The 17,047-nt window shown below is 55.4% G+C and carries 21 protein-coding genes; 11 read left to right on the top strand and 10 right to left on the bottom strand.

Annotated elements, in window-relative coordinates; genetic code table 11:
• Positions 1-12 precede the first annotated feature (12 nt).
• From Q0510_RS06315 to Q0510_RS06330, 4 genes are all read right to left on the bottom strand, one after another.
• The gene (locus tag Q0510_RS06315) at positions 13-369 is read right to left on the bottom strand and encodes a PadR family transcriptional regulator (RefSeq protein ID WP_298709263.1); all 357 of its coding nucleotides are present in this window, start codon (positions 367-369) and stop codon (positions 13-15) included.
• A 37-nt stretch (positions 370-406) separates the two neighbouring features.
• The gene (locus Q0510_RS06320) at positions 407-1,825 is read right to left on the bottom strand and encodes a glycoside hydrolase family 125 protein (RefSeq protein ID WP_298709264.1); all 1,419 of its coding nucleotides are present in this window, start codon (positions 1,823-1,825) and stop codon (positions 407-409) included.
• 79 nt (positions 1,826-1,904) lie between these two features.
• Complete coding sequence (locus Q0510_RS06325) at positions 1,905-2,399, bottom strand: cupin domain-containing protein (protein ID WP_298709266.1); 495 nt, start codon at positions 2,397-2,399, stop codon at positions 1,905-1,907.
• A 43-nt stretch (positions 2,400-2,442) separates the two neighbouring features.
• Positions 2,443-3,630, bottom strand: coding sequence for a PepSY domain-containing protein (locus tag Q0510_RS06330; RefSeq protein WP_298709268.1), 1,188 nt, complete (start codon positions 3,628-3,630; stop codon positions 2,443-2,445).
• Between the two features lie 129 nt (positions 3,631-3,759).
• Here Q0510_RS06330 and Q0510_RS06335 point away from each other — a divergent pair, with 129 nt between their 5' ends.
• The 5 genes from Q0510_RS06335 (at position 3,760) to Q0510_RS06355 (ending at position 7,010) form a co-directional block, all read left to right on the top strand.
• Positions 3,760-4,107 carry a hypothetical protein gene (locus Q0510_RS06335; protein WP_298709269.1) on the top strand — a complete coding sequence of 116 codons (348 nt, stop codon included), beginning with the start codon at positions 3,760-3,762 and terminating at the stop codon, positions 4,105-4,107.
• Between the two features lie 131 nt (positions 4,108-4,238).
• Positions 4,239-4,556 (top strand): hypothetical protein, encoded by a 318-nt coding sequence (locus Q0510_RS06340; protein ID WP_298709271.1) that lies wholly within the window; start codon positions 4,239-4,241, stop codon positions 4,554-4,556.
• Between the two features lie 275 nt (positions 4,557-4,831).
• Positions 4,832-5,425 (top strand): TetR/AcrR family transcriptional regulator, encoded by a 594-nt coding sequence (locus tag Q0510_RS06345; protein WP_298709273.1) that lies wholly within the window; start codon positions 4,832-4,834, stop codon positions 5,423-5,425.
• A 35-nt stretch (positions 5,426-5,460) separates the two neighbouring features.
• Complete coding sequence (locus tag Q0510_RS06350) at positions 5,461-5,706, top strand: hypothetical protein (protein WP_298709275.1); 246 nt, start codon at positions 5,461-5,463, stop codon at positions 5,704-5,706.
• A 38-nt stretch (positions 5,707-5,744) separates the two neighbouring features.
• Positions 5,745-7,010 carry an MFS transporter gene (locus Q0510_RS06355; protein WP_298709277.1) on the top strand — a complete coding sequence of 422 codons (1,266 nt, stop codon included), beginning with the start codon at positions 5,745-5,747 and terminating at the stop codon, positions 7,008-7,010.
• Positions 7,011-7,059: 49 nt separating this feature from the next.
• Here the strand turns inward: Q0510_RS06355 and Q0510_RS06360 are convergent, their stop codons facing one another.
• Positions 7,060-7,440, bottom strand: coding sequence for a VOC family protein (locus tag Q0510_RS06360; RefSeq protein ID WP_298709279.1), 381 nt, complete (start codon positions 7,438-7,440; stop codon positions 7,060-7,062).
• 211 nt (positions 7,441-7,651) lie between these two features.
• Between Q0510_RS06360 and Q0510_RS06365 the strand changes: the two genes are divergently transcribed.
• The 3 genes from Q0510_RS06365 to Q0510_RS06375 are packed head-to-tail and all read left to right on the top strand — an operon-like array spanning position 7,652 to position 9,630.
• Positions 7,652-7,885, top strand: coding sequence for a hypothetical protein (locus Q0510_RS06365; protein WP_298709281.1), 234 nt, complete (start codon positions 7,652-7,654; stop codon positions 7,883-7,885).
• 3 nt (positions 7,886-7,888) lie between these two features.
• Positions 7,889-8,281, top strand: a complete 393-nt coding sequence (locus tag Q0510_RS06370) for a TetR family transcriptional regulator C-terminal domain-containing protein (protein WP_298709303.1) — start codon at positions 7,889-7,891, stop codon at positions 8,279-8,281.
• A gap of 8 nt (positions 8,282-8,289) precedes the next feature.
• The gene (locus Q0510_RS06375; RefSeq protein ID WP_298709283.1) at positions 8,290-9,630 is read left to right on the top strand and encodes an AarF/ABC1/UbiB kinase family protein; all 1,341 of its coding nucleotides are present in this window, start codon (positions 8,290-8,292) and stop codon (positions 9,628-9,630) included.
• A gap of 39 nt (positions 9,631-9,669) precedes the next feature.
• Here the strand turns inward: Q0510_RS06375 and Q0510_RS06380 are convergent, their stop codons facing one another.
• From Q0510_RS06380 to Q0510_RS06390, 3 genes are read right to left on the bottom strand one after another with little or no spacing between them, the layout of a single operon-like run.
• Positions 9,670-10,818 carry a hypothetical protein gene (locus Q0510_RS06380; protein ID WP_298709285.1) on the bottom strand — a complete coding sequence of 383 codons (1,149 nt, stop codon included), beginning with the start codon at positions 10,816-10,818 and terminating at the stop codon, positions 9,670-9,672.
• A complete protein-coding gene (locus Q0510_RS06385; protein WP_298709286.1) occupies positions 10,815-11,843 on the bottom strand; it encodes a hypothetical protein in 1,029 nt (342 codons plus the stop codon). The genes Q0510_RS06380 and Q0510_RS06385 overlap by 4 nt, the downstream gene beginning before the upstream one ends.
• Complete coding sequence (locus Q0510_RS06390; RefSeq protein WP_298709288.1) at positions 11,840-12,781, bottom strand: geranylgeranylglycerol-phosphate geranylgeranyltransferase; 942 nt, start codon at positions 12,779-12,781, stop codon at positions 11,840-11,842. Before Q0510_RS06390 ends, Q0510_RS06385 begins: the two co-directional genes overlap by 4 nt.
• A gap of 238 nt (positions 12,782-13,019) precedes the next feature.
• Between Q0510_RS06390 and Q0510_RS06395 the strand changes: the two genes are divergently transcribed.
• The 3 genes from Q0510_RS06395 to Q0510_RS06405 all read left to right on the top strand — a co-directional run bounded on the left by Q0510_RS06395 (position 13,020) and on the right by Q0510_RS06405 (position 15,102).
• Entirely contained in the window at positions 13,020-13,667 is a 648-nt protein-coding gene (locus Q0510_RS06395; RefSeq protein ID WP_298709290.1) for a GNAT family N-acetyltransferase, read from the top strand.
• 112 nt (positions 13,668-13,779) lie between these two features.
• The gene (locus tag Q0510_RS06400) at positions 13,780-13,950 is read left to right on the top strand and encodes a hypothetical protein (RefSeq protein ID WP_298709292.1); all 171 of its coding nucleotides are present in this window, start codon (positions 13,780-13,782) and stop codon (positions 13,948-13,950) included.
• A gap of 24 nt (positions 13,951-13,974) precedes the next feature.
• Positions 13,975-15,102, top strand: a complete 1,128-nt coding sequence (locus tag Q0510_RS06405) for a DUF692 family multinuclear iron-containing protein (protein ID WP_298709296.1) — start codon at positions 13,975-13,977, stop codon at positions 15,100-15,102.
• A 51-nt stretch (positions 15,103-15,153) separates the two neighbouring features.
• Here the strand turns inward: Q0510_RS06405 and Q0510_RS06410 are convergent, their stop codons facing one another.
• On the bottom strand, positions 15,154-16,629 hold the full coding sequence (locus Q0510_RS06410) for an IPT/TIG domain-containing protein (protein ID WP_298709299.1): 1,476 nt from the start codon (positions 16,627-16,629) through the stop codon (positions 15,154-15,156).
• A 167-nt stretch (positions 16,630-16,796) separates the two neighbouring features.
• A partial coding sequence (locus tag Q0510_RS06415) for an aminoglycoside phosphotransferase family protein (RefSeq protein WP_298709301.1) occupies positions 16,797-17,047 on the bottom strand: 251 nt, incomplete at its 5' end.

Here is a 17,047-nt window from a genome sequence, read left to right on the forward strand (position 1 = left end):
CCGGGAATTTTATTAAACTTGCTTCAGGTCGGTAATGGCCTGCATCAGTTCGCCGAGGTACTGATACATGGTTTCCAGGTATTCGTTGCCGAGATCGGTGAGCTGGTAATATTTGCGCGGAACGCCTTCATCCATCTCCACCCATCTCGACTCCACCAGTTTTTCTTTCTTCAGCCTGCTCAGCAGCGGGTATATCGTGCCTTCGGCGATATCCATATCCGCCAGCTTTTTGATTTCGCTGATCAGTTCATAACCGTACCGTTCCTTTTTCTGCAGCAGCAGCATAATGATGTATTCGAACAATCCCTTTTTGATCTGGGATTGCCAACGTGTAATAAAATATGCGTTTGCATCAGGCTTGCGCTCCATAGCGGTTTCGGTACGTGTAAGATTAAATGTAACTCAATTATTGCAGTAAATGCGGCCGTTCGGTGAATACTTTCCAGATGAACTCCCCGAAGATCGTATTCGCCCAGGCAAACCAGGAACGCGTGAACTGTGCGGGATCGTCTTTATGGAAAGATTCGTGCATAAACCCTTTGCCGGCATGGCAGCTCTTGAGGATGCGCAGGCACTCTTTGATCTCGGTTTCGCTCTTGCTCGTAAGCCCCTGCATCACTACGCTGATGGGCCAGATGCGGTCCATGCCGGTATGCGGGCTCCCGATCCCCTTGCCCGCTTTCCCCGAGAAATGGAAAGGGTTTTCGGATGAAAGGATCATTTTCCGCGTGTTGACATACACCGGGTCGTTGGGCGCCACCGCTCCGAGGTAAGGCAGGGCGAGCAGGCTGGGTACGTTGGCGTCGTCCATCAGGTTGAAGCTGCCGTAACCGTTCACCTCGAACGCATACACTTTACCGAACTGCGGGTGCGTGGTAATGGCATATTTCTTCAGCGCGCCTTCCACTTCCGCAGCCAGCTCGCGGCATTCAGCCGCCAGGGAGGCATCCATTTTCTGCGCCGTGAGGATCTCGGCTGCCTGCCGGAGGCTCACTACCGCGAAGAAGTTGGAAGGAACGAGGTAGGGGAAGATGGTGGCATCGTCGCTGGGGCGGAACGTGCTGCAGATGAGGCCTACAGGCTTCACCGGGTAGCCGTATCCCGCCAGCGGAACACCGTCGGTAGCCCAGGAAGTGGTGCGCTGGAAGGTGTAAGGGCCGGGACCGTTCTTCCGCTGCTGCTCCTTGAACGTTTTTACGGTCAGCGCGATGGATTCTTTCCAGGCGGTATCGAAGGGCGACGTGTCGCCGGTCTTTTTCCAATAGAGGTAAGCGAGGCGGATGGGATAGCAAAGGGAGTCGATTTCCCATTTGCGTTCGTGGATGCCGGGCTTCATGTCGGTGATGTCTGTCGCCCATTCGCCGCGTTTGTTTTCGTCTTTATAGAACGCGTTGGCGTAGGGGTCTTTGTGGATGCACTTCACCTGGTGGTTGATCACCCCGGCGATGAGGTGCTGCAGGTCTTTGTCTTTGGCCACCAGCTGGAGGTAAGGCGAAACCTGGGCGGTGCTGTCGCGCAGCCACATGGCGTCGATATCACCGGTAATTACGTATGTATCGGGCCGGCCGTTGACCGTCGTGTATTCCACGGTGGTATCGAGCGTGTTCGGGAAACAGTTATTGAAGAGCCAGGCCATTTCGGGATCTTTCACACCTTTCTGCACGGCTGCGATGGCTTCTTCCACGGCTTTGCTGCGGAACCTGCGCTGCGATTCGGGAACGCGCACAACTGGGAACGGATCTGCCGATGCCCAGGAAAGCGCGGGACGGAGAATGGCTGCGGAGGAAAGTATAGCGGTTTGTCGGAGAAAATTTCTTCTGCTCATAATTCAATGATTAATCCTGAAAAATAGATAATCCGGACAAGAAATCGCATCCTGTCCGTCAAAAATCCCTTGCTAAAATTTATGAACGTGTTAGCAGTGCAATGAGTTGGGCATGTTGCGGGAAACGTGCGCCCAGATCGGCTCTCCCGGCCAGTTCGAAGTCAGCGAAATCGAACCCGGGCGCCACGGTGCAACCGGCGAGGCAGAAGCCTCCCGTTTCTTCCACGCTGGAAGCGAACCAGCTGCCCGCGGGTATTAAAACCTGCAGGTGTTCTCCTTTGCGGATGTTGCGGCCCAGGAGGTGTACGTGCAGGGTGCCATCCGGCCGGATCTCGTAAATATGCAGCGGCGTGCCGTCGTAAAAATGCCACAGCTCGTCGGATGCTATGCGATGGAAAGCTGAAAAATCACCGTCTTCCAGCAGAAAATAAATCGCCGTGGATGCATTCCTGAGCCCGGAAAAGCCTTCGGGCTGGATGGCCAGGGGTGCACGGTAAGTTTCACGGAAAGAGCCGCCTTCGATGTGTTGCGTCAGTTGTAGTGTTTCGCGCCAATAGGCAGCTGTTGTTTTCATTCGCTAAACTTACAGCATTTTATTGGCAGAAGCGGGGAAGACTTTAAGATAAAGCGGGTTGCGGCTGCAACACGGGCTTGGGAAGCGGCGCTTTTTTCGCCTTCTTCGCTTTCCTTTTCCTGCCCAGCCAGATGCACACACCGGTAACGGGCAGGCTGGCGCAGATAAGGCTGGCGAAGAACATCAGCAGCTTCCCGGGAAGGCCCCAGATAGCGCCTACGTGCAGGTCGTAGTTCATGCGGCGGAATTTGTCGCCCATGGATTTCTCCTCGTATTTGCCCGCGAACGGACCGGTTGCCTCCAGCGGTTGCAGGGTATATTGGTCGAACAGGAAGTTCTCTGTTTTATAATAGGTGCCGGGGCGGTTGTTGATGGTAACGCTGATGGGCGCGCTGTTGCCGGTGGCGAAGTAGAGCGACAAACCCGCTTCTGCCGGCTTGGCTTTCATCACCCTTGCCCAGGCGATGTCGGTATTGGCTTCCAGGGAGTGTGCGGGGGTGAGGCGGGTGGTATCGGAGATGGGATAAACCGCGTCTTTGAGGGATTTGCCGCCCGTGGTGGCGTAATACAATCCGTCGGCCCACCATTTGAAACCATATACCAGGCCGGTTACGATGAGGATCACGGCGATGCTCATGACATAAAAGCCCAGTACGTTATGGAGGTCGTAGTTTTTGCGTTTCCACTTAGCGTCCCACTTCACGGAGAAGCGTTGTTTGCGGGCGGCTTTGTTGCGCGGCCACCAGAGCACGAGCCCTGAGAGCAGGAGCACGAAAAACGCGAGGGTGGACCATGCCACGATGGGCTGGCCGATCTTGCGGGGCAACCAGAGGTTGAAGTGCCCTTCCAGCACAATGCGGAAAAAATCGCTTTTCGCGTCCCAGGTACGGAGCACCTGGCCGTTGTAGGGGTTCATGAACACCTGCTGGTAATAGGCATTGTCGCCACGGCCGTAGAACTGGACCACGGAACTGTAGTCCTTGCCGCCATAGATGACGCCCTGTGCCGATTTGCCGATTTCCTTTTCGGCGATGGCGCGGAGCTGGGAAGGGGGAAGCGGGGCGGTTTGGGCCGTTTTGGCTCCTGCCGGGAGGTGAAACCATTGTTTGCCGAAGAGGCTTCTCAGCTCCCATTCAAAAGCCAGGAGGCACCCGGTGACGCTGATAATAAATACTACCAACCCGGAGGCCAATCCTAACCAAAGATGAATTTTCCCTACTATTTTTCTCATATGGAGCTGAAATCTTCTGCAAAAATGCATCAGACCGGCTCGGCCCATCGATCAAATCGGGAAAATGACTTACGCAATCGGGAAAAACTCATTTCATATCCCAGATTTTTTTACTATATTTAACTTGCTTTGCGTTCCTTTTTGGCCATATGTCTGTTGGCGCTTACCAGCGTTCACTTCGGTATCCGGGTAACCGGGTATATGCGGTGCGTGGTGAAAGCCTACGTGATCGACCACCGTGATTTTGCACAGGATTGCGGTTGTGCGAAGATTATGGCCGCCGTTTTCGGGAACGCCTTGCCGGGAGAAGAACAAATGACACCTGCCCCCACCACGCTGAAGCTGCAGGACATTGTGCTGCTGGCCGACAGCCCCCGCCCCGCCGCTCCCCGCGACGAGGCGAAGCCTTTCACAGGCTGGGTGCAGGAACGTTACCCTTCTCCCGCCGCAGGCGCTATCTTCCACCCGCCCTGCTGATTCCTTCCTTGTTCATTATCTATCCTTTATTTATCACCAAACGGTTGGGATAAACGTTAACGTCTGCCAGTTTCCAAGACCCTGACGTACGGACGAACTCCTTCCGCCGGTGGGATGCAGTTTGCAGGCATGTGATTTCCGCATGCGCATTCAACATATTAGCAGACAGGCCAGCCGGCGCGCGAACCGGCTGGCCCAAGCGGCCGGCACCCCTTCCCGGGGCAGCCTGGCCCACGTTCCGCAACAGCGCCACCGGTCTGCAGCCGGCCCGCCGGTTGCGGTACGTCGACCGCAACATCATGAACGCGCTGCCCCCGGAAGCGGGGGAACGCCAAAGCACCGGGGTGACCGAAAGCAGTACCACTGCGCCGGTCACCCTTTCTTCTTCTGAAATGGGCATTTTCGCCCCCCTGTCGGGCGTATCTAAACGTTTTTGGGCTTATTGGTAAAACATACGGTTACAGTACGGTATCCCTACTAAGCCTGTGCAGCGTCTTATCCTGGTTTAGGTTACATACCAGGCGTTTATTGCTGAAATTGCGCAACATTTTCAGGCGTAAGCCTTTTTTTAAGAAAAGCCACATTTACCCCCGCGGAATCCCTGAACTGCTCCCTGCGCAATGCCATTTCAGATTCGGCTGTCTTTCTTCTTCCACTCCTTCAACCCATCCAGCCGAAAAATTATTTTAAAAATAAGCGATCGCTCATTTATCTTTGTGGCATCATGCGCCCAAGGGACGAGAATAAAATATGCCTGCTGCACAAAAAAGCGATCGAAATGATCGTTCATGAGGGGCTGGACGGATTCGGCGTGAACAAACTGGCCCGCGCGGCCGGGGTGTCGCCGGCGACTTTGTACATTTATTTCAAGGACCGGGAAGACCTCATCATCCAGGTGACGCTGCGCGTGACGCAGACCATGCTGGAAGAAAGCCTCCGCGACTTCGACCCCGACATGCATTTCGAAGAGGGGCTGCGCAAACAATGGCACAACCGCGCCAGCCACTTCACCCGCAATCCGCTCGACGTGGAATTCATCGAAAAGATGCGGTACTCGCACCTCTATAACAAGGTGTCGGTACAGGTGTATGCTTCTTTCAAGGATGTGATGGGAAAATTCGTCCGCAACGCGATCGAGCGCAAGGAGCTGATTGAATTGCCGTTCGAGGTGTACTGGTCGGTGGCGTTCGCCCCCTTGTACCAGCTCATCAAATTCCATACACAGGAGAAAACCTTCGGCCACCAGCCCTTCAAGCTGACGGACGAATCTATGGAACTAGCGCTGCAGCTGGTGCTCAAAGCCCTCAAACCCGCATGACCCGATATATCTCATCACCATTAAACCTGACGCCCATGACCACCGCTTATGCAACGGCATCCGGAATGGATGTGCTCGTATTCCGGACCAATATCCGGTTCAAAAAAGACCTCCGCCAGTTGGCGCCCGTTCTCGACGAAGCCCCCGGGCTCGTGAAATGGACCGTTGACCGGGAGGATACCGATAAAGTGCTGCGCATCGAAACCCGGAACCCCGACCCCTCGCCCATTATTAGCCTGGTGAAGTCGGCCGGATATTTCTGCGAAGAGCTGCCCGGTTGATTTTCTCCACCACACACACTACGATTTCAACATTCCAAATGGAAACACACGCTCCGAAACAACCTGTCTTTACCCGTTACCAGGTACTCATGATCGTACTGCTGTCGCTCATGCAGTTCACCGTGGTGCTCGATTTCATGGTCATGAACCCTTTGGGTGAGATCCTCCTGCATGATTTCACCGCCCGCCAGTTCGGGATGGTTGTGGCCGCATATCCTTTCTCCGCCTGTATTTCGGCCATCGCCGCAGCAGGCTTCGCCGATAAGTTCGACCGGAAGAAAATCCTCATGGTTTTCTATACCGGTTTTATCATCGGCACATATTTTTGCGCCCTCGCCAACGATTATCCCGCTTTGCTGGTCGCCCGTATTGTTACGGGGCTTTTCGGCGGGGTGATCAGTTCCATCGGGCTGGCCATCATTGTGGACCTCTTCCGCCCGGAAACGCGCGGGCGCGTGATGGGGTATACCCAGATGGCTTTTGCCATGAGCCAGATCCTTGGCATCCCCATCGGCTGGGAGCTGGCCATCCGCTTCAACTGGCATTTCCCGTTCTGGATGATCGCCGTTTTCGGTACCATCCTGGGGCTGCTGCTGGGGTATTTCATGCAGCCCATCACCGGGCACCTGGGCAAAAACACGGAAAAGAACGCATTCAAACACCTGGCAGATACGGTGCAAAACCCGCGCTACCGGCTGGCTTTCTTCACCACGGTACTCATCGCCACGGGCGGTTACATGCTCATGCCCTTCGGCAATGCATTTTCGCAACACAACATGGGCATCTCCAAGCATGACATCACGCTGTTGTTTATGGCTTCGGGGCTGGCGAACCTGCTGGTGTCACCCATTATTGGGCGGCTGTCCGACAAAATAGGCCGCGCCAATATCTTCTACGCCGCCAGTTCGCTCACGCTCATCATGGTGCTGATTTACACCAACCGCGGCATCACGCCATTTTACCTGGCGCTGATCATCAACGTGCTGATGATGGTGTCGGTATTTGCGCGGATCATCCCTATGCAGGCGACCATGACTTCCCTGCCCACGCTGCAGGACCGTGGATCCTTCATGAGCATCAACGCGGCCGTACAGCAGCTTTCCGGCGGTATCGCCGCCGTGGCGGCCAGCAGGATCGTGCATTCCACCGAAACGGGGTACCTGGAACATTATCCCGTGCTGGGTTATGTGATTGCGGTGGCGCTGGTGATCACGATGGTGATGATGTATTTCCTGAACCGGCAGGTGGAGGCGGAAGCAGCCGCCAGGCAGCCGGGACCTGGCAAGATGGCCGCGGTATCCTGACAAACATGATATTTCCATAGAAAAAGGGCGCTCGCAAGGCGCCCTTTTTCTATGGTTTCACTTCAAATAAAGGATTGTAAATCAATCCGATGATATTCCCCCAGGGATCGGTGACAGTGGCGGTTTCGATGGGCCCGCCCACATTCCGCGGGGCCTCGTGGGTGGTGGCGCCGAGCTGCAGGAGGTGGTTGTAGGCTTCCCGGATGTCTTCCACACCCCAGTACGTTTCCACCGCACCTGTGCCCGGGTGGGCTTCTCCGGGCGCCAGCGGGTGAACGCCCAGTTCGTATCCGCCGATTTCGAAACCTACGTAGAAGGACTCGTCGAAATAGGGATCGGTGTTAAATGCCTTCCTGTACCATTCTTTTCCCGCGGTAATATCGGGAACGCGGTAAACGACGGTCCGCAGACCGGCGAATCTTCTTGCCATGTTTTCGGGTTTGATTTGAATGTACGACACTTTCGCTTCCCCGCCTTTGGGAAAAAATTAACATTTCCCGCCATAGCGGCTCCCATTACCGGTTTCCGGCCATCAGCAGAAATTTTTTCCACACCATTTGCCGAACGTATCGCGTGGCGGCGTAATTTTGCATCATAACCCGTTCCTCCCCCTTCGATCATTCTTTTAAACCAAAAAGAACATGGAAAAACAATCCATTCGCGATGCGTACAAGCGCTATTGGCTCGAGAACGGCCAGGCGCCTGTTTCCGTTTTCGCACTCTGCAAAATCCTCGATGTGCCGGAGGCGGAATTCTACCAGTTTTACAGCAATTTCGAAGCCCTGGAGGCTGATATCTGGGTAGATTATTTCACCCGTACCACCGATCAGCTGAAAGACGATGAAACCTACCGGCAGTATTCTTGCAGGATATAACTCCTGTCTTCCTTTTACTTTTTTTGGGGGCAGCAGCTGAAGGAAGACAGGAGTTATATCCTGCAACAGTACCGCCGCTCCCACCTGCCGCTCAGCCAGCTGGGGCAGTTGTCAGCTTTCAAGAAAGCGTTTTACGAGTATGCTTCCGGGCTGATCAGGGAAGGCTACCTCACTTCCGAGATCAAGGAACGGAAATACATTTCCGACCAATATGTACACGGATTCTGGGTGCAGGCGCTGTTTGTCCTGAAATACTGGATCGGCGACAGGAGCGAACAATTCGAACTGACGGACGCGGCCATCGAAAAAGCTGTGAACCTCAGCTTCGAGCTGATTCACAGCAACACGATCGACAGCCTGATCGACTTCGGTAAATTCATGTTCACCCGGAAATAACCGCCATTATGAAAGAACAACAACACCTCCCCACCGGCAAAGTGGAGCGGGCCGGCCGCTTCGTGACCACCGGGCTAAAAGTGGGCTCCAATTATATCAAACATTACACCCGCAAGCTGATGGACCCTTCCGTGTCCAAAGAACAGCTGCACCAGGATAATGCCGAAGATATTTACGACACGCTGAGCCACCTGAAAGGCAGCGCCCTCAAAGTGGCGCAGATGCTCAGTATGGACCGCGGCATGCTGCCCAAAGCATATTCCGACAAGTTCGCCATGAGCCAGTACAGCGCGCCTCCCCTGTCCGGGCCGCTGGTGGTCAACACCTTCGTCAAAACCCTCGGGCAAACGCCCTCCAAACTGTTCGACCAGTTCGACCTGAAAGCTTGCAACGCCGCCTCCATCGGGCAGGTGCACAAAGCGGAGAAAAACGGCAAACAGCTCGCGGTTAAAATCCAATATCCCGGCGTAGCCAGCAGCGTAAAATCCGATCTCCGCATCGTAAAACCCTTCGCCGTTAGGATCGTGGGGATGAACGAAGTGGATATGGACAAGTATTTCGAAGAGATCGAATCCAAACTGCTGGAAGAAACCGATTACAAACTGGAGCTCCGTCGCTCGAGGGAACTGAGCGCCCGCTGCGCGCATATCCCCAACCTGGTTTTCCCGGAATATTACCCGGAGTTATCGTCGGACCGGATCATTACCATGGACTGGCTCCACGGCAAGCACCTGCGCGAGTTCCTGGAAACCAACCCTTCGCAGGAAGTGCGCGACAAGATTGGGCAGGCCCTGTGGGACTTCTACCAATTCCAGGTGCATCACCTCCGCACCGTCCACGCCGATCCACACCCTGGCAATTTCCTGCTGCGGGAAGACGGTACCGTTGCGATTTTCGATTTTGGTTGCGTGAAGGAGATCCCGGAAGATTTTTATGTGAATTATTTCCATCTCACCGATAAAGATGTGCTGGCCGACGAAGCGCGCCGCCGCGAGATCTACACGCATCTCGAAATGATCCATCCCAGCGACACGGAAAAAGACATCGTCTTCTTCTCCGGTCTTTTCCAGGAAATGATCCGAATGCTCACGCTTCCCTTTACCGTAGCGAGTTTCGACTTCGGCGACGAGGCCTATTTCAACGAGATTTACGCCTACATGGATTATCTCTATAACCTGAAGGAAGTCCGTGAATCCAAAGTAGCGCGCGGCAGCCGCCATTCGCTCTACATCAACCGCACGTATTTCGGTTTGTATTCCCTCCTCAGCGATCTCAAATCGCGCGTCAACACCAGCCGCGAGCGGATCGACGAACTGGGGAAACAGGAATGGGTCTCCGATCTGCAATAATATTTCAACAGAAAGCCCCCGTCGATTGCGGGGGCTTTTTTATGCTTTCAGCGATGTGCGCAGCAGGTGATGCTGCAACAGCAATACCTTGTTGTATGCAGGGCAGCGGTAGTAGTAACTGATGAGGTGGTAGCCGGAAAACGTCTTCTTCCCAAAATCCGGCAGCAGCGAATTGAAGCCCGCCACGAAAAACACGAAGTCCCCGTCTGTTTTCACTTCCTGCAGATCAATTTCCGGAGCGGATGCCCCCAGCCAGAGCAGCGCCGTGGACAGGATGACGCGGTCCATATCGTCGGTGGTTGCCGCCAGTAATTGTTGCGCATCCGCCACGAGCATTGCGCGGTGTTGCGCCAGTTCCGGGATGGGATACCGGCCGATCAGGCGCGCAAAGTGGTAGATCAGCACCGGGGAGCGCGCGTAGTGCGGGGAAATGTAGGCCGGGTGCGTCATGTATTCGCGGTGTTGGATGAAACCGGCGAGCAGCTGCACGGTGGCACTGTCGGACCGGCTGCCGGCCATGTTGTAATGATGCATGAAATACAGCGTGTTCGCCAGCACGCAGGCATCGAAATCAATGGGCATGCTTTTCCCGAACCAGGTGGAATACGCGGGAATATCACGGTATTTTTTAAAAGTGTTCTTGATGCCGTAACTGACGGTGTTGGCGTGCTGCTCCATTAGCGCCTTCGTGGCGCGGGCGGTGGCGGAATCCGCTTCCATGGCCAGTAATAGGATGGAAGTATCGTCGATATCATCGGGCAGGGAATGCCATTTCTTAAACAAGTTCAGGAAGCCGGAGTTCGGGAACACCATGCTGGGATTGGTTTTCCAGAAGTTGTACGTACTGCGGCCGGACTTGTGCCGGAAATTAGGGAACGTGGCGCAGGCTTTTGTGCGGATGTTGCGGCATAGCGCGCTGTCGGGGCCGCGGAACTGATCCTGCATTTCGCCGAGCGTCATAGCGATGAGGCCGGTGAAGAATACGTTGTTGTCGTGTTTCATTTTGCCGCGCGGGCTGCCGTAGTAGCGGTGGCTGGGGAACATCCCGGCGTAGTAGAAGCTGTCGGCAGCCGCCTGTTCCGCCGCGATTTCGTGGAGGAGGCGGGTCGCGAAAGTATCTTCCTGCGCCCTGGCAAAAGGTGCGCAGGCCAGGAGCATGGATATGATGAGGGTAATGCGGAAGTTCATGCAGGGAAGGGTTTGGTGGATGCGGACATGCGTTTGCCTTCGCGGCATTTATGCCAGGTGAAGCGCATGCAGTGCCAGATGTTGGCGGGTTTCTCCATGTCCACGATCAGTGCTTTGCGCGGAAGGGTGTTGAGATCGGGAAGCTGCGGGCTTTGCTGCTGGATGTTGCGGAGCTGGCAGATGGCCATGTCGCTGAAAGCGCAGATCGCCATCATATTGAGGAGGAAGGTGCTTTTGCGTGCTTCCGGTACCGGGAGCCCCGCGATGATGGCCATCATCTCCTCCACCTTGCGGGTGTAAAATGCGTGGAAAGCGTGCGCGTCGCGCATCCGGTTGGGAAGGGTTTGCACGCCTGCCTGGAGGTCTTTCCAGATATCGAATAGATCATTGGTGAGCTGGATGATGCCGCCGATGCGGTACCAGCATTCCGCTTCGGCTCCGGAGGCGTCGTGATCGAGGTAGAACCGGCAGAGGAGTACGGCGTACCCGCCCTTTTCCATCGTGATGCGGAGCAGTTCTTCTTCGGACATGGGGGCCGGTTTCGTTTGCCGGGCGGAATCCGTCTGCGCGCGGTAAAGCCCGCGGGCGGCTTCGTCGTAGGCGGGCCGGTCGCGGACGTAGTTCCGCAGCGCCAGGTGGCAATGGAGGAACATCTTTTCTTCTATCCTGCGGGGCTGGAAATTTTCCGGCTGGAAAGAAATGGTTTCGAGCGCTTCGGGCGTCAGTTCCTCGCGGTCGATGAAGTCGTCGAACGCCCCGCTGCAGATAAAATATTGGATGAGGCGGTCTCTTTCTGCCGGGGTGGCGGTGCGGCCGCGCAGTGCGGTGAAAGCGTCGATGATCATGGGCTGGTAGATGCTGTAGCTGGTGATCACCTTGCGGCGGGCCTCTTCGGGCATTCGTCCGCCGAACTGCGCTTCCAGCTTTTGCAGGAGCGCTTCGGCCCGGGGGGCTTCCTTCTTCCTTTCCGACATGATCTGCCAAACCCGCGCGCCTACGCTTCCGGCGAACTGCAATACATTCATAGGATCATAAACTGGATGAACAACATCGACAAAATACCGGTCAGCATCACGATTTTGATCCAGGTGCTGAGGCGGTGGTAGTCCTGCACGGCGCGGGCGCCGAACACTTTACGCAGTATCCACGCCAGCGGCAGGATGATCAGGCAGATGGAGTAGACCGACAGCATGGAAGTGCCCCCGTCCTGCTGCGTCCAGAGGAAGGGCTGCAGTGCGGCCAGCACGCTGATGACGCTGATCAGGCTTCCCGCCACGATCCAGTGTGCGGTGCGCGCGCCCAGTACGATGGGCATGGTGCGCCCGCCATAGCGGCGGTCACCTTCCACATCTTCCAGGTCTTTCACCAGTTCTCTCGCGAAAGAGATGATGAAAGCGAAGCCGGTGTATAAAAAGGTGTAGATCGTGATGTAACGGAGGGTTTCGGGGAAGATGCCGGCGGCATCGCCCTCTACCAGTGTGAGCACGGGCATGGCCGAAGCGGAGATGCCGGCCACGAGGATGTTGCCGATAAGGAAACGTTTTTTGAAGAATGCCGAATAACAATACAGCAGCACGATGCAACCGAGGATGCAATACAACGGCGCCCATCCGCCCAGGTCCACGCTTACGACCCAGGCGAGCCCCGCGGCGGCGGCGTTCATAAGGCCGTAAGCTGCTATGGCGCCGTTCCGGGAGATGCCACGGGTAATGAATACTTTCTCCGGTTTGTTAACGGTATCGATCCCGAGATCGAAATAATCGTTGATGACATATCCCGCGGCGGCTACGAGCATGTAGGCGGCGGAGATCATGAGGAATTCCGCTACGCTCATCTTCGGCTCCAGGCCGGATGCGCGCAATAGCGGGGTGATCACGCAATATTGGAAAAGCCACTGCGTGAGGAAAATAATCACGAGATTAGGCCATCGGATCAGCTTCAGAAAAAGGATACAGAATTTCATGCTACAGGCGATAATGTTATAGGTCCGGTCTGGTTGATGCTCATTGGAAAATGCTCGATAGAATCATGTTTTCAAGGACAGGTACAGTCGATACATTCAATTTCGGCCGGAAAATTAGACAATCCCATTCATCTATACAACAATCTCCCGCAAGTCCGGTTGGTGTTTTTCCGTAAAAATTGACGCCGCCGTGAATAATGAGCGTGATCCCCACGGCCTACAGCTGTATATTTGAAAGATGCAAAAGACAATCGATCTGACGATGCTCGACAACCCGGCCTGGCATGCCCTGAACGGCCCGCAGGCGCACCTGTCGAGGGTTTCGGGAAGCGGCGCGCGATATCTGCCGGAAGTGGTCCCCTTTGCGGCGGTGGCCTCGCCTGAGGCGGAAAGCGCCCGGCAGCTGGACGGCCTCCTGGCGCCGGGGGGCCCCTTTTTCCTCATCGGCGAACTGCCGCCCCTGGCATCCGGCTGGACGGTCCGTTCCCAACTCCCCTGCCTGCAAATGATCAGTGAACGCCTGCCCGAAGCACCCGATCCCGCTGTATCCATCATCGATCTAACGCCTGCCGAAGCCGCGGAATTATATGACCTCGTACAACTGGTGCAGCCGGGTTACTTCATGCCCGAAACCTGGCGCATGGGCCGGTATACCGGTATCCGGGAAAACGGCCGGCTGGTAGCGGTAGCCGGGAAGCGCATGCGGCTGGACGGCCTCACGGAACTGAGCGCCATTTGTACCCATCCCGATCACACTGGCCGGGGATATGCGGGGCAACTGGTGGCGGGGCTGGTACACCGGCAGCGGGCGGAAGGGATTACCCCGTTCCTGCATGTGGCGGGGCAAAATGACCGGGAAATCACGTTTACCCTCCTTTCCCCGTAATGTTAAGAAATGATGAAACTGTAACCTTATCCTGACATCGGCCGTTTTACCCTCGAACTGAAGCCATTGCACAGGTGTGGAAACAACCTCTTCATTTTTTAAAACACGATGTATGAAACTTCCCAAAATTCTCATCGGCGCCATTGTCGCCGGAATTGCCATTCAAACATTGCCGTCCTGCTCCAAAGACAGTGACCTCACGCCCCAGCAGAAAGAAGCCAAAAAGAAAGAGGAAGAACGGAAACGTAACATGGACAATTGCCCCGCCTGCGGTATGGGCTGATGCTGACCGTAAAACATTTCCACATTGCCCCGACTGTTATCCACTGTAGCCTGTAACCTGGATCCCCATTTGCTGGGAGCCTGCCTGCCCCTCTTCGAATCCGGCGAAGCCGACGCCATCGAGTGGTCGTTCGACGCACTGTACCGCCTGGATGCGCTGCCGGATTGGTTTCACGGATTGATCGATGCTTTTAGTGAAGGCGACCGCCTGGTAGGCCATGGTATTTTCTTCTCCCTGTTTGCCGGCAAGTGGCATCCGGAGCAGGAAGCCTGGCTGCGGGAGCTTTCTGTGATCTGTAAAAAGTACCGGTTCGATCACATCACCGAACATTTCGGGTTCATGACCGGGCAGGATTTCCATCATGGCGCGCCGTTGAACGTTCCTTACACCGATGCGGCTTTACGTATCGGGCAGGATCGCCTGCTGCGGATCGCGGATGCCTGCGGGCGGCCGGTAGGGCTTGAGAATCTTGCGTTTTCGTGGTCGGTGGATGAGGTGCGGCGGCACGGGGATTTCCTCGACCGGCTGCTGGCCCCCATCAACGGGTTCATCATCCTCGACCTCCACAACCTGTATTGCCAGGTAGCCAACTTCGACATTCCTTTCGAAACGCTCGCGGCCCTTTATCCCCTGCACCGCGTCCGGGAGGTCCATATTTCCGGCGGCAGCTGGGAACCTTCGGAAGACCGATCCCGCTCCATCCGCCGCGACACGCACGATGATTCCGTTCCCGATGAAGTCTTCCGTTACCTGGAAGCCATCATTCCCCGGTGCCCGCACCTGCGCTATCTCGTGATGGAACAACTCGGCGCCGGACTGGAAACGGAAGACAGCAAAACGGCTTTCCGTGCGGATTTCCGGCGGATGGCGGACATCGCCACGCAATGGAATGTGATGCAGGGAGATGAAATCCTTCATCCCTTCACCCCTCCATTTAACCCTCCGCAAAGCGCCCCGGCGGAGGATCTGGCCTTGCACCAGCAACAGCAGGAACTTTCTTCCATCCTGGAAAACGCAAATTCCTTCGAAGCCGCCAGCCGCGCATTGCACGCCTCATCACTGGCGCAAAGCCATTGGCAGGTGGAACGATGGTCACCGTTCATGCTGGAAACCGCCATGCGCATCGCGCAGAAGTGGAAGAAAAAAGACTAAAAAAAAAGCGCCGCATGGATCATGCGGCGCTTTGTATATAACGGGTTGTTATCAGTTGATGAAGCTGAATTCGTAAATCTTGCCTTTGTTATTCCAGCCGTACACTTTATCGCCTACCACCCCAACGTGTTCGATCGATTTGTTCAGGTCGTCGGACATCACCAGGCGCCAGGGAACCGTTGCTGCGCCGTCGTATTCCCACATCCTTTCGTTCACCATAAAATAAGCCTTTCCTTTCAGACCGAACGCCGGGGTTTTGAGCAGGATGCCCAATTTCGCATCCGGCAGGACGGGCAGTTCTGTCACTGTTCCCACATTACCGTTCACCGTGAATTTATACATGTATTTGCGGTAGGGATCGGTGGTGGTTTTGAATGCAGGCCCGATGATCGCTTCGTTGTTCAGCACCACCACGCCGCCAAGGTTGATCTGGCTGTAGAAACCGTTGATGGCTTTCGTCCAGCTGTTATTGGCGGGGTTGTATGCATAGATGGATTTATCGTCGTCTTCCGAAGCGGCATACATTTTACCGCCCATCGTAAACGCGATGCCCATGGCGGCATGCGTGCCCGGGATTGGCGCCACTGGTTTGAAGCCTTTGGTCATCGGATCGAACTCCCACCATTTGCCGTAATTCTCATGGGCTAAACTATTTCCGAAATACACTTTGTTTCCGACGATGGCCGGCACGGCATCCTGCAGGCTGGTGGGCAGTTTTCCGTTGATCTCCGTGGCCTGCCAGCCGCTATCCGGGCGGGCGGGGTTGTACATGAAAAAGAACTGGTCCTGGTCATGGGCGATTTCGGTAAAGCCCCAGTACAGTTTGCCTTCAAACACGAAAGAAATACCGCCCGGGAAAAGGTTCGCGTTCTGCGAATTAGGTATGGGATCGGGGATGCGCACCCATTGGCCGAGCTTGCCCGTATTCGTAACGGTAAATTCCGCGGTGGATTCATAATTCTTCCCGCCGCCCGTTACCACGATCTTGTGCCTGGTGAGCGTGGTGCTGTATGGAACGATGAATTTGATCTGGTTGGCGTCGGAAGATTTCACCTCCCCTTTTACGCCATTGAGTTTCACCTCCGGCGCCAGGGGAAAGTCGGCGCCGGTGATCGTCACTTCCGTACCCGAAGGCCCTTCCAGCGGTGCAAATGCCGCAATGCCGGTAGGGATGGGATCTACGACGAAATTATTGGCGGAAACCGCCGTCTTATTCTTGATGATCACGCTGATCTTGCTGGTCGTGGAACCGAACGGCACATCGAACGTCAGTGCGGTGGCGGTGGCGGTTTTCACGACTACCCGCTGGGTGCCCAGTTTCAGATCGTTGTCGGGGATGTTGGTGGAAAAGTTTTTCCCGGTGACGGTGACGGTGGTGCCGGGGATGCCGTTTGCCGGTGTGAAACTGGTGATTTCGGGAGCGGGCGTTGGGGTGAGATCGATGACTACTTTATCTTTCTTCCCGCAGGAAAAAAGAGCTGTCGCCAGCGTCAGGCAAAGGATTACAAGCTGATAGTTTCTCTTCATGAGATTAATTTTTGGGTTTGGGGCGCTCTTCAGTTATGTCTGCATCAAAAAATAGCAGTTCCTTAGCGAAGGAACTGCTATGCTGCGGGGCGAAATTACTATATAAAACGGACCGTAACCTTGAAATATTACAGGTTTGCGGGAAAATGAGCAATACTACCTAGTATTCACGCGTTCAACGCAGCGATCGCCAGGGCGCCTACGGCCAGGTCGGTCTGCGCATCGGGTTCCATATTATCTTCCAGGAACCAGACGGCCGAAAGTGCCGCCCATGCTACGATCCATTCGAGGAGGCGGGTTCGCTCCAGGCCGGATTCGCTGCACACCGTTTGCAGCCGCTGTTGAAAATGGGCAGGGTCTGCGGCGATGGAAAAATCCGGGTTGCAGAATATGTTGGCGAAATCGAAGGCCCGGTCGC

The organism is uncultured Chitinophaga sp. (genome assembly GCF_937874145.1).
Taxonomy (GTDB): Bacteria; Bacteroidota; Bacteroidia; order Chitinophagales; family Chitinophagaceae; genus Chitinophaga.